The following is a 12,731-nucleotide window of genomic DNA, read 5'->3' as shown; positions in this document are numbered from 1 at the left end:
CGAGGCTGCCCGCCGCGTCGTGGTGCCGGGTTACCGCTCGGGCCGGTCGGCCCAGATCCCGCGTACGTGCCGCAGATGGCTGCGCATCAGATCGACGACCGCCTCCCGGTCCCCCGCCGCGAACAGGTCCATGAGCTGGACGTGCTCGTCCGCCGAGTCGACCAGCCGGCCGTTCCTGACCAGCGCGTCGAGTCCGTACAGGCGGGTGCGGTTACGCAGGTCGGCCACCGTGTCCACCAGCCGCAGGTTGCCACCCGCGCGCAGCAGGGTCAGATGGAACTCGTTGTCCGCCTCGATGTACGCCACGACGTCCCCGCGGCTCGCCGACCGGACGATGGCCTCCGCCAGCACCCGGAGCTCGCGCAACTGCTCGGCCGAGAGCCGACCCACCTGGTCGGCCACCACCGGGATCTCCAGCAGTTCCCGGATCTGGGTGATCTCGTCGAGTTCCCGTTCGGAGAGGGACCTGATCCGGAAGCCCTTGTTCTTGACGATCGTGATCAGGCCCTCCTTGGCCAGATCGAGAATCGCCTCCCGAACGGGCGTCGGGGAGACGCCGAACTGGGTCGCCAGGGTCGGCGCCGAATAGATGGTCCCGGGCCTGATCTGGCCCGCCACGATCGCGGCGCGAAGCGCGTGCGCCACCTCCTCGCGGAGGCTCTGCCGACCCTGGATGGCCGCCAGCGCCGGTACCGATCCGGCCGCGCCGGGACCGTCGGCCTGCCAGTCGGCTGCCACAACCACTCCACCCTGTTCAGCTCACCGGGACGGTGAGGTGACACCCTCGTCCCGACAAGTACCGGTCGACGCACGTACGCCGAGGTTGGATCTTACCGGTCGACGCGGTGCCGGCCGGGTACCTCCCGACCGGCGGCCTGGTGCGGACGGCGACGAGCGGCTGAGCCGCTGCGTCAGCCACCCGGTCGTGCCAGGATCTCCGCCGCCGCCCGCTCGCCGGCCTCGATCGCCCCGTCCAGGTAGCCCGCCCACCGGGTGGCGGTCTCCGTGCCAGCCCAGTGCACCCGCCCCACCGGCTGGCGCAACTCCGGCCCGTAGTCGCACCAGGAGCCGAGGGTCGGCGCCGCGCAGAAGCATCCCCGGGTCCACTCGTCCGCCGACCAGTCGTACTCGACGAACTCCTCGGGCCGCCGGGCCGCCGGGCCGGCAACGGTGGCGAGGGCGTCGAGCAGGCTCGACTGCCGGGCCTGCGGCGACATCCGTCGCAACGCGTTCGCCTCCGGCCCGTAGCTGAACGCGGTCAACACCCCGCGCGGAGATCCCGGCATGCTGTTGTCCACCGTCTCGGTGACCGGCCCGGCCAGGCAGAAGGCGACACCGGAACGGCCGTCCGCGCGCCAGAACGGCTCCGGGTAGACCGCGTGGACCTTGATAGCCGATCCCATCGGCATCCGCTGGGTGAGCGCGTCGCGCAGGGCCGGCAGTGGCGGGTCGTACCGGATGCGCCCGGCCAGTGGCGGCGGCAGCGCGACCACCACCGCGTCCGCCTCGACGCGGTCGGTGTCGGTGTGTACGACCACGCCGCCGCGGTCGTGCCCGATCGCCCGCACCGGCGCGGACAGCCGTACCGCGTCCGGGCCGAGCGCGGCGGCCAGCGCCTCGGCCAGCACCGGCGGTCCGCCGACGATCCGGTCCTGCTGGGCGCCACCGGCCATCGCGAGCAACGCCCGGCTGCCGCCGCCCGAGCGCAGGTAGAAGGCCATCTGGAGCAGCGAGATCTCGTCCGGGCCGGCCGCCAGCAGCCCGCCCGCGAGCAGCCGCCCGAGGTACCGGGCGGTTGCCGGATCCGGCGCGGCCGTACGCAGCCAGGCGGCCAGCGTCGTACGGTCCCACTCGGCCGCCTCGGCTCCCGTCCACGGCGCGGCGGGGTCGACCCGTTCGGCGTACGTGTCGAGCAGGTCGAGGACCCGTCCGGCGTCCTCTGGTGCCCCGGCGTGCCGGCCGCCGTCGGGGAAGATCACGGCCGACGTGCCGTACGCGGCGGACGGGAAGGTGGCGATCCCGTACCGGGCGAGGAGCCCGTTGACCCTGTCCTGGGTCGGGCCCACCCACTGGGCGCCCAGATCGAGCTGGGTGCCGTCGGCCAGCCACCGGGTGAGCACCCGCCCGCCCACCCTGTCGCGTGCCTCCAGCACCCGCGCCCGTACGCCGGCCCGGGCGAGCGCGAGCGCGGCGGCCAGCCCGGAGAAGCCGGCCCCGACCACGACGACCTCGGTTCCCATGTGGCGGCATACCCGTTTCCGCCGCCGTCATGGCCCTGACGCCGGGCCGGGGGTGACGGCGAGGTTCACGAGGAGGCCAGGTGGCCGTTCAGGGCGCGGGAGAGCCTGCGGACGGCCTCGTCCATGAGCTCCGGCGGCGCGGCGGCGTAGGTGAGGCGCAGGTGCGGTGCCGGGGATTCGGCGGCGTACCACGGCCGCCCGGGAAAGACCACGACGCCTTCGTTGGCCGCGGCGGCGGCCAGGGCGACGTCGTCGACGCCGTCGGGTAGGCGGGCCCAGAGGTTCAGGCCGCCACGCGGAACCGCCTGCGGGACGAGCGCGGGCAGGTGCCGCCGCAGCGCGGCCAGCAGTGCCCCGCGCCGCTCCCGCAGCGCGGCGCGCACGGCGCGGTGGTGACGCGCCCAGGCCGGCGAGGTGACGAACTCGAGCGTGGCCTGTTGCAGGGAGCCGGCCACGAAGAGGTCGTCCAGCAGCCGGGTTGCCCGCAGGCGGGCGCCGGCCGGGCCACGGGCACCGATCGCGGCGACGCGGAGCCCGGGTGCGGCGGACTTGGTGAGGGAGCGCAGGTGGATGACGTGGCCGTCGGGGTCGTCGGCGGCCAGTGGGGGCGGCGCCTCGCCGTCGATGGTGAGGTCCCGGGCGTAGTCGTCCTCGATCAGGAACGCCCCGGCGGCGCGTACGGCGGCGGCGACCTCGGCACGGCGGTGGGCCGCCAGGGTCGCGCCGGTGGGGTTGGCGTGCAGCGGCTGGCAGTAGAACAGCCGCGCGCCCGTACGGGTGAACGCGGCGGCGAGTTGGTCGGGTCGCACGCCGTCGGCGTCGGCGGGCACGGGCACCACCCGCAGCCCGGCCGCGCGGGCCGTGGCCAGCGCGCCCAGGTAGGTGGGCGACTCGACGAGCAGGGTGTCCCCGGGAGCGGTCAGCCCACGGAACGCCGAGGAGAGCGCGGCCTGACCGCCCGGACAGATCACCATGTCGCGGGCGCTCAGCCCGCCACCGGCCTGGCGGGCGAACCAGGCGCGCAGGTCCTCGCGACCCTCGACGGGGCCGCGTTGCCACGAGGCGGGTTGCCGGGCGGCGCGGGCGAGCGCGGCACCGAGCGCGGCGGCCGGTTGGAGGTCCGGGTCCAGGTAACCCCCGGACAGTGGAATCGCATCCCCAGGCGGTAGTGCCAGTAACGCCTGCATGTCCTCCTCGCCCGGCGGGCGGGGGCCGAGGGCCACGGTCTGCCAGGACAGGTCCGGCACGCGCTCCCGCGCGGGCGCGGCGGCCACGAACGTGCCTCTCCCGGACCGCGCCTCCACGAGGCCCTCGGCCACGAGCTGGCGGATCGCCTCGGTGACCGTCACCGGGGAGGCCTGGTGCCGCGCGGTCAGCTCACGCACCGACGGCAGCCTGTCCCCCGGCTCCGCCCCGGCCACGAGCCGACGCAGATCTTGGCTGACACGCGCGGCTGCGTTACCGTTTCCCATGAGGGATGAGAGTAGCGCTACTCGCACGAAGACGATAACAGCGGACCACACCGTCGGGCTCGCCCTCGGCGCGCTGGGCGTACTGGCCTTCAGCATGTCGCTGCCCCTGACCCGCGTCGCCGTGCAGGAACTCGATCCCTGGTTCGTCGCCTTCGGGCGGGCCGTCGGCGCGGCGCTGCTGGCGTGGGCGTACCTGAGGTCCACCGGCGCGCCGCGGCCCACGCGGGGCCAGTGGCGACGCCTGTCGATCGTCGCGCTCGGTGTCGTCGTCGGCTTTCCGTTGTTCACCTCGTTGGCCCTGACGACGCAGACCTCCGCGCACGGCGCGGTCGTCATCGCCGTGCTGCCCGCCATGACCGCGGCGTTCGCGGTGCTGCGCGCCGGAGAGCGTCCGCCGCCGCCGTTCTGGGTCGCGAGCATCGGCGGGCTGCTGGCGGTGCTGGCCTTCCTCGTCGTCAACGGCACGGTGAGCGGCGCCGTGTCCATCGACGACCTGTACCTGCTCGCGGCGGTCGTGCTGTGTGGACTGGGATACGCCGAGGGCGGCGCGCTCGCCCGCGAACTGGGCGGCGCCCGTACGATCTGCTGGGCCCTGCTGCTCTCCCTGCCCGTCACCCTGCCCGTCACGGCCGTGGCCGCCGCCGCTCATCCACCGCGTGCCGACGCCGGCGTCTGGGCGGCGTTCGGCTACCTCGCCGCGGTCTCCATGTTCCTGGGCTTCTTCGCCTGGTACGCGGGCCTCGCCCGCGGCGGCGTCGCCCGGGTCGGACAGATCCAGCTCGCCCAGCCCGTGCTCACCCTGACCTGGTCGGCGCTACTGCTCGGCGAGGCCGTCACCCCGGCCTCGGTCGCGGCGGCGTTCGTGGTGCTCGCCTGCGTCGTGCTGACCCAGCGGTACCGCAACGGCGCGCCGACACCCACCGTGCGGGAGGCGTGACCACACGTGTCCCGCCGCGACCCGGGCCCCTACTGTCCACAGGGGACGGATGCGCCGCGCATCGTGACGCATGGTCGCGTCGGCGTTCCGCACGGTGGCGGCGCGGTGAGATGATCCGGGGACCGCGAGGACACAAAGGAGGGTGCCGTGCGCTACGTCGACGGCCCGGTGGTCGAGTGCGACCTCCACCTGGCAGCCGATCCCGCCCGGGTGTGGGAGCTGGTCACGAACATCGAACTGCCCGCACGGTTCAGTCCGGAGCTCCGTCGGGTGCGCTGGCTGGACGGCACCCGGGGGCCGACGCTCGGCGCCCGGTTCGAGGGGCACAACCAGCATCCCGCGCTGGGCCGGTGGCGCACCATCTCGCACATCGTGCGGTTCGACGAGCCGCGGGTCTTCGGCTGGGTGGTGCTGGACCCGGACAACCGCTTCGGCGGCGGCCCCACCGACCCGGGGCACCCGGGTGCCGCCTGGCAGTACCGGCTCACCGCCGAGAACGACGGCTGCCGGCTGAGCCACTCCGTGCGGATCGGCCCCGGCCGCACCGGGCTCAGCCTGGTCATCGACCGGGCCCCGGAGAACGAGGAGCAGATCATCGCCCGCCGGCTGGCCGCCCTGCGGGATGCCATGACGGTCACCCTGCGGGGCATCCGGGACCTCGCCGAGCAGCCGCGTTGACCCACGGCGGCGGCGCTGCCCGATTCCTGGGCCCCGAGCCGGGCAGCGCCTGACCCCCGGTCGCCGGCCTCGCCGGGCCTGTCAGGGGAGTCGTGAAACGGTCCACCAACGCGCGGTCCCCCGCCCGTCCGGTCGCGGGAGGCGGGGCAGCCTCAGTGCGCCGCCACGACCGTCGCGTCCGGTTCCAGGCCGGCGAGGCGGGCCGGCCGCACGACGACGAGCAGCACCGCCGTCGCCGCCACCATGCCGCCCGCGACGACGAGGGCCATGGCGACCGCGCCGGTGCCCAGCACGCCCACCAGGGGCGCGGCCAGCGCGCCCACGCCGAACTGCACGGCGCCGAGCAGGGCGGAAGCCGTACCGGCCGCCTCGCCACGCAGGGAGAGCGCCAGGGCCGGCGCGTTCGGCATCGCGAGACCCGCCGCCGCGAGCACCACCCACAACGACACCAGCAGGCTCGGCAGCCCGCCGACCCCGGTCACCGCGAAGCCGACCAGCGCCAGCCCGGCCACGCTCCCCGCGCCCAGGGCGACGACGAGGATCCGCTGCGACGAGTGGCGGCGCAGCAGACGTACGTTGAACTGGGTCGCCGCGATCAGCCCGACGGCGCCCGCTCCGAAGGCCAGGCCGAACTGCTGCTCGTCCAGGCCGTACTGCTCCTGTAGGACGAACGACGATCCGGCCACGTACGCGAACAACGCCGCGATGGCCAGCCCGGCGACCAGGACCAGGCCCACGAACGTACGGTCGCGCAGCAGCGAGCCGTACACGGTCATCGTCTCGACCACCCCGCCGCGCTGGCGCCGCTCGGCGGGCAGGGTCTCGCGCAGGCCGAGCGCGGCGACCACGACGAGCAGCAGGCCGAAGGCGGCCAGCGCCACGAACACGCCACGCCAGTCCGTCCAGCGCAGCAGCCCGCCGCCGAGGGTCGGGGCGAGGATCGGCGCCGCCCCCATGACCAGCAGCAGCCGGGACAGCAGCTTGGCGAAGGCGGCCCCCTCGAACAGGTCACGGACCACGGCCATCGCGACCACCGAGGCCGCGGCGACGCCGAGGCCCTGCACCACGCGCAGGACACCGAGAACCGTGATGCTCGGTGCGAAGACGCAGAGCAGCGACGCCACGACGTGCAGCGCGACGCCGGCGATCAGTGGCGCGCGTCGGCCGACGGCGTCGGACAACGGGCCGATCAGCAACTGGCCGAGGGCGAGGCCCGCCAGCATGCCGGTGAGGGTCAGTTGGACCGCCGCCGACGTGGTCTCGAAGTCGGCGACGATCGCGGGCAGCGCGGGCAGGTACATGTCGATGGTCAACGGACCCACCGCGGTCAGCGACCCGAGTACGAGGACGAGCCGCAGGCGCTGCCGGGGGCTCATCAGCTCACCCGGCGTCGGCGGGTTCGCCGGCCTTCCGGGGGCGTCGACGGTGGCCGTCATCGGGTCGGCTCCGGCCGCTCGTCGCGCGGCCGGGCTGGGAACGGTGCGAGAGTCACACCTGGCTCCAAATCCGGATCCGGTGATCTCATTCCCGGTCGAGGGTGAGGTAACGGAGCTCACAGGCCGAGCGACGGGCGGCCGGGCAGCCGGCCACCCCCTAGCCGCGGCGACACCAGGGGTTTGGTCGGGATCCGGGCACCCGGCGTCCCACCAGGTGGAAGGTTGCGCCACGCCTCAGGAAGAGGCCGGGGCCGTGACCGACATTTCCGCAGGTCAAGGCGCTGATATCGCGGTTTACCCGATGGGACTAGGACCCCCTAACCTTCTGCTGCGTAGACGGAAGGGTAGACACTGCCGAAGGTGCCGCCGCGTCGCGGCGCGCGCATCATTGGTCTACAGGAGGGCTCGGTCGGTGTTCAGTCGTGTCGCCATCGTCAACCGTGGTGAGGCCGCCATGCGGCTCATCCACGCCGTACGGGACATTGCCGCGGAGACCGGAACACGGATCGAGACCGTCGCCCTGCACACCGACGTCGACCGCACGGCCACCTTCGTGCGCGAGGCGGACCTCTCCTACGACCTCGGCCCCGCCTCCGCGCGCCCGTACCTGGACCTGAAGGTGCTGGAGCGCGCGCTGGTGGAGACCGGGGCCGACGCCGCCTGGGTCGGCTGGGGCTTCGTCGCGGAGGACCCGGCGTTCGCCGAGTTGTGCGAGAAGGTCGGCGTCACCTTCGTCGGACCGAACCCGGAGGCCATGCGCAAGCTCGGCGACAAGATCGGCGCGAAGCTGATCGCCGAGGAGGTCGGCGTGCCGGTCGCGCCGTGGAGCCGCGGCGCGGTCGAGACCCTGGACACCGCCCTGACGGCGGCGGCCGGAATCGGCTACCCGCTGATGCTGAAGGCGACCGCGGGCGGCGGCGGGCGCGGCATCCGGGTGGTCACGAACGAGGCCGAGCTCGCCGACGCCTACGAGCGCACCAGCCAGGAGGCGGCGCGGGCGTTCGGCAGCGGCATCGTGTTCCTGGAGCGCCTGGTCACCGGGGCCCGGCACGTCGAGGTCCAGGTGATCGCCGACGGCCAGGGCACCGCGTGGGCGCTCGGTGTCCGCGACTGCTCGGTGCAGCGGCGCAACCAGAAGGTCATCGAGGAGTCGGCGTCGCCGGTGCTCGGCCCCGAGCAGGCGGCCGAGCTCAAGGCGTCCGCCGAACGACTGGCCGTCGCGGTCGGCTACCGGGGCGCGGCGACCGTCGAGTTCCTCTACCACCCCGGCGACAGGATCTTCGCGTTCCTCGAGGTCAACACCCGGTTGCAGGTCGAGCACCCGATCACCGAGGCCACCACCGGGTTCGACCTGGTCAAGGCGCAGCTGCACGTGGCCTCGGGCGGGCGCCTCGAAGGACAGCCGCCGGCGGAACGCGGGCACGCCATCGAGGCCCGGCTGAACGCCGAGGACCCCGACCGCGACTTCGCGCCCTCCCCCGGCCGCATCGCGCGGCTGGACCTGCCCGCCGGGCCCGGCATCCGCGTGGACACCGGCGTCAGCGAGGGCGACACCATCCCCGCCGACTTCGACTCGATGATCGCGAAGATCATCGCGTACGGCCGCGACCGCGACGAGGCGCTCGGCAGGCTGCGCCGGGCGATGGCGCAGACCACGGTGATCATCGAGGGCGGCGCGACGAACAAGAGCTTCGTGCTCGACCTGCTCGACCAGCCCGAGGTGATCGACGCCAGCGCGGACACCGGCTGGATCGACCGCGTCCGGGGCGAGGGCAGGCTCGTCTCCCACCGGCACTCCGCCGTCGCGCTGGCCGCCGCCGCCATCGAGGCGTACGAGGAGGAGGAGCGCGTCGAGCGGCAGCGGCTGCTGTCGACGGCGTTCGGCGGACGCCCGCAGGTGCAGCACGAGAGTGGCCGGCCGCTGGACCTCAAGCTGCGGGGCGTCGGCTACCGCGTACGCGTCGCACGGGTCGGCGCGCACCGGTTCCGCGTCGGCGTCGAAGCGGGTGGCACAGTCCGCACCGCCGACGTCGAGCTCGACCGCTTCGACCGGCACACCGGGCTGATCGTCGTCAACGGTGTCCGGTACCGCCTGCTCATCGGCACGCACGGGCCGATCCACCTCGTCGAGGTGGACGGCGTGGCGCACCGGGTCACCCGCGACGAGGGCGGCGTCCTCCGTTCGCCCATGCCCGCGCTGGTCGTCGCCACGCCGTTGAAGGTCGGCGCCGAGGTCGAGGCGGGCGCACCCGTGCTGGTGCTGGAGAGCATGAAGATGGAGACGGTGCTGCGGGCGCCGTTCAAGGCACGGCTGAAGGAATGCGTCGTGTCGGTGGGCAGCCAGGTGGAGACCGGCGCGCCGCTGCTGCGGCTGGAGCCGCTCGCCGACGACGCCGAGGCGGAGGACACCTCGGCCACCGAGCCCGTCGAGCTGGACCTGCCCGTCGCGCCCGGGAGCGTCCCGGCGCGGGAACGCGCCGCGCGCGGCCAGGAGGACCTGCGCAGCCTGCTGCTGGGCTTCGACGTCGACCCGCACGACGGGCGCCGGTTGCTCGACGACTACCTCACCGCGCGCCGGGCGGCCACCGACGACGGCCACCGGACGCTGGCCGAGGAACTCGAACTCGTCGACGTGTTCACCGACCTCACCGAGCTGAGCCGTAACCGGCCGACGGGTGAGGACGGCGGCGAGGGTCACGTGCCCAGCGCCCGCGAGTACTTCCACACCTACCTGCAGTGCCTCGACGTCGAGCGGGCCGGGCTGTCGGGGACGTTCCAGGCCAAGCTCGCCAAGGCGCTGGGGCACTACGGGGTCACCGAACTGGAGCGCTGCCCCGAACTCGAAGCCGCCGTGTTCCGGATCTTCCTAGCCCAGCAGCGCGCGTCCGCCGACGCCACGGTGGTCGCGACGTTGCTGCGCGCGTGGCTGCGGGAGCCGCCGCCGGACGAGACGCTGCGCGAGCCCGCCGGTCTCGTCCTGGAGCGGCTGGTGGCCGCGACGCAGGTCCGCTTCCCCGTGGTCTGCGACCTCGCGCGCGGCGTGGTGTTCGCCTGGTTCGCCCAGCCGCTGCTACGCCGCAACCGCGCCCTCGTCTACGCCGACGTACGCAGGCACCTGCGCCACCTGGACGCGCACCCGGACTCGCCGGACCGCGCCGAGCGCATCGCCGAGATGGTGCGCTGCACCGAGCCGCTGGTGCGGCTGCTCGGCCAACGGCTCGTCCGCGACGACCTGGACAACGCGGTCATGCTGGAGGTGCTGACCCGGCGGTACTACGGCAACAAGGGCCTCACTGGCGTCCGCACCAGCGAGGTCGCGGGCTGCACCTTCGTGGTCGCCGAGCGTGCGGACTCGTGGGTGGTCTCCTCCGCCGTGAGCTTCGACGCGCTGGGCGGCGCGCTGCGCGGGCTCGCGGAGCTGGCGAGCGGCGACGACGCCATCGACGCCGACATCTACCTGGCCTGGGAGAATCAGCCGGCGGACTTCGACGCGTTGGCGGCGGCGCTGCACGAGGTCGTCAGCGCGCACCCGCTGCCGAGCCAGGTACGCAGACTCACCACCACCGTCGCGGGCCGCGGCGGCGCGGTGATGCACCACCACTTCACCTTCCGTCCGTCGACCGTCGGGATGATCGAGGAACGGCTGATCCGTGGCCTGCACCCGTACATCGCGCAGCGGATGCAGCTGGAGCGGCTGAGCAAGTTCGACCTCACCCGGCTGCCGTCGTCGGACGAGGAGGTCTACCTCTTCCAGTGCGTGGCGCGGGAGAACCCGTCGGACGACCGGCTCGTCGCGTTCACGCAGGTGCGTGACCTGACCGAGCTGCGCGAGCACGACGGCAGGCTGGTGTCGCTGCCCACGGCCGAGGACGTCATCGCCACCTGCCTCGACTCGATCCGCCGCGCGCAGTCGCGACGGCCGTCGAAGAACCGCTTCAGCACCAACCGGATCGTGGTCTACGTCTGGCCGCCGAGCGACATCACCCCCGCCGAACTGAAGATGCTCGCCGGGCGTGTGCTGCCGACGACCGCGGGCGCCGGGCTGGAGGAGATCCTGTTCATCGCGCGGCAGCGCGACCGCAGGACCGGTGCGCTGAACAAGATCGCGGTACGCATCTCCTTCGACGCCACCGGCGGCACCACGCTCACCGTCGGCGAGCCGTCGGACGAGCCGGTCGAGCCGCTCGACGACTACCGGCAGAAGGTGCTGCGGGCGAGCAGCCGCAACGCGGTGTACCCGTACGAGCTGACCGGCCTGCTCGGCAGGTTCGTCGAGCACGACCTCGACGCCGAGCACGCGCTGGTGCCGGTCGACCGGCCGAAGGGGCGCAACACGGCGGCGATCGTCGCGGGCGTGGTCACCACGCCCACCCGGCGGCACCCGCAGGGCGTCACCAGGGTCGTGCTGCTCGGCGACCCGACGAAGTCCCTCGGCGCGCTGTCGGAGCCGGAGTGCCGCCGCGTGATCGCCGCGCTCGACCTGGCCGAGCAGATGCGGGTGCCGCTGGAGTGGTACGCGCTGTCCGCGGGCGCCCGGATCTCCATGCAGTCGGGCACGGAGAACATGGACTGGGTGGCGGCGGCGCTCAAGCGGATCGTCGAGTTCACCCAGGACGGCGGCGAGATCAACATCGTGGTCGCGGGCATCACCGTCGGCGCGCAGCCGTACTGGAACGCCGAGGCGACGATGCTCATGCACACGAGGGGCATCCTGGTCATGACGCCGGACTCGGCGATGGTGCTCACCGGCAAGCAGTCGCTCGACTTCTCCGGCGGCGTGTCGGCCGAGGACAACTTCGGCATCGGCGGCTACGACCGGGTGATGGGCCCGAACGGGCAGGCGCAGTACTGGGCGCCGAACCTGGCCGCCGCGCGGGACGTGCTGATGGCGCACTACGAGCACACGTACGTCGCACCCGGCGAGGACGGGCCGCGGCGGACGAGGACGACCGACCCCGTGGACCGCGACATCTCCGGCTTCCCGCACGTCGTGGTGGGCAGCGACTTCACCACCGTCGGCGAGATCTTCTCCGCCGAGGCCAACCCGGACCGCAAGAAGCCGTTCGACATCCGGACCGTGATGCGGGCGCTCTCCGACCAGGACCGCCCGGTGCTGGAACGGTGGGCGGGCATGGCCGACGCGGAGACCGTGGCCGTGCAGGACGTACACCTCGGCGGCCTGCCGGTGTGCCTGCTCGGCATCGAGTCACGGGCGGTGCCGCGCCGCGGCTTCCCGCCCACCGACGGCCCGGACACCTACACCGCGGGCACGCTGTTCCCGCAGTCGTCACGGAAGGCCGCGCGGGCGATCAACGCGGCCAGCGGCAACCGGCCGCTGGTGGTGCTGGCGAACCTGTCGGGCTTCGACGGCTCACCGGAGTCGATGCGCAAGCTGCAACTGGAGTACGGCGCCGAGATCGGCCGCGCGATCGTGAACTTCCGCGGGCCCATCGTGTTCTGCGTGATCTCGCGCTACCACGGCGGCGCGTTCGTGGTCTTCTCGAAGGCGCTGAACCCGAACATGACCGTGCTCGCGCTGGAAGGCTCGTTCGCGTCGGTGCTCGGCGGCGCCCCCGCCGCCGCGGTCGTGTTCTCCGGCGACGTCAACGCCCGCACCGCGACCGACCCGCGCGTACGGGACCTGGAGGCCCGTGTCGCGGCCTCCTCCGGCACCGACCGCGCCGCGTTGACCGCGGAACTCGACGAGCTGCGCGCGTCGGTCCGCGCGGAGAAGCTCAGCGAGGTGGCCACGGAGTTCGACCGCGTGCACAACATCCACCGCGCGGTCGAGGTCGGCTCCGTCGACGCCGTGATCCGCGCCGCGGAGCTGCGTCCGCGCATCATCGAGGCCATCGAGTCCCGCCTGGGCTGACGGTGGGGCCCCCCCGGCAATGCACGGCCCGGGGGCCCCCCCCCCCACAGTGAACGAACACGCCCCACACAAAACCAAAAAAAAGTAATAATACAA

At 73.5% G+C, this 12,731-nt stretch carries 7 protein-coding genes; 3 read left to right on the top strand and 4 right to left on the bottom strand.

The genetic code is table 11. The features are described from left to right. Window positions 1–30: 30 nt before the first annotated feature. The 3 genes from AB0D32_RS28490 to AB0D32_RS28480 form a co-directional block, all read right to left on the bottom strand. Window positions 31–738: a GntR family transcriptional regulator gene (locus tag AB0D32_RS28490; protein ID WP_357096821.1), complete on the bottom strand. Its 708-nt coding sequence runs from the start codon at window positions 736–738 to the stop codon at window positions 31–33. Between the two features lie 173 nt (window positions 739–911). After that, the gene (locus tag AB0D32_RS28485; RefSeq protein WP_357096818.1) at window positions 912–2,240 is read right to left on the bottom strand and encodes an FAD-dependent oxidoreductase; all 1,329 of its coding nucleotides are present in this window, start codon (window positions 2,238–2,240) and stop codon (window positions 912–914) included. A 65-nt stretch (window positions 2,241–2,305) separates the two neighbouring features. After that, a complete protein-coding gene (locus AB0D32_RS28480) occupies window positions 2,306–3,712 on the bottom strand; it encodes a PLP-dependent aminotransferase family protein (protein ID WP_357096815.1) in 1,407 nt (468 codons plus the stop codon). Here AB0D32_RS28480 and AB0D32_RS28475 point away from each other — a divergent pair. Further along, a complete protein-coding gene (locus AB0D32_RS28475; RefSeq protein ID WP_357096812.1) occupies window positions 3,711–4,649 on the top strand; it encodes a DMT family transporter in 939 nt (312 codons plus the stop codon). The two genes, AB0D32_RS28480 and AB0D32_RS28475, sit on opposite strands and share 2 nt — an antisense overlap. Window positions 4,650–4,796: 147 nt before the next feature. Next, window positions 4,797–5,327 (top strand): SRPBCC family protein, encoded by a 531-nt coding sequence (locus tag AB0D32_RS28470; RefSeq protein WP_357096809.1) that lies wholly within the window; start codon window positions 4,797–4,799, stop codon window positions 5,325–5,327. Window positions 5,328–5,479: 152 nt separating this feature from the next. Here the strand turns inward: AB0D32_RS28470 and AB0D32_RS28465 are convergent, their stop codons facing one another. Beyond that, window positions 5,480–6,703, bottom strand: coding sequence for a multidrug effflux MFS transporter (locus tag AB0D32_RS28465; protein WP_357096875.1), 1,224 nt, complete (start codon window positions 6,701–6,703; stop codon window positions 5,480–5,482). Window positions 6,704–7,175: 472 nt separating this feature from the next. On the opposite strand from AB0D32_RS28465, the gene AB0D32_RS28460 reads away from it, so the two are divergent. Next, window positions 7,176–12,635: a carboxyl transferase domain-containing protein gene (locus tag AB0D32_RS28460; RefSeq protein ID WP_357096806.1), complete on the top strand. Its 5,460-nt coding sequence runs from the start codon at window positions 7,176–7,178 to the stop codon at window positions 12,633–12,635. Window positions 12,636–12,731: the final 96 nt, after the last annotated feature.

The sequence above is a fragment of the Micromonospora sp. NPDC048170 genome, from assembly GCF_040652795.1.
Lineage (GTDB): Bacteria > Actinomycetota > Actinomycetes > Mycobacteriales > Micromonosporaceae > Micromonospora.
This window is presented reverse-complemented; position numbering and strand designations above follow the sequence as displayed.

Excerpts from the sequence above, each read along its gene's own strand:
- AB0D32_RS28480 (WP_357096815.1), bottom strand. The coding sequence starts at position 3,712 with ATGGGAAACGGTAACGCAGCCGCGCGTGTCAGCCAAGATCTGCGTCGG.
- AB0D32_RS28485 (WP_357096818.1), bottom strand. The coding sequence starts at position 2,240 with ATGGGAACCGAGGTCGTCGTGGTCGGGGCCGGCTTCTCCGGGCTGGCC.
- AB0D32_RS28475 (WP_357096812.1), top strand. The coding sequence starts at position 3,711 with ATGAGGGATGAGAGTAGCGCTACTCGCACGAAGACGATAACAGCGGAC.
- AB0D32_RS28465 (WP_357096875.1), bottom strand. The coding sequence starts at position 6,703 with ATGAGCCCCCGGCAGCGCCTGCGGCTCGTCCTCGTACTCGGGTCGCTG.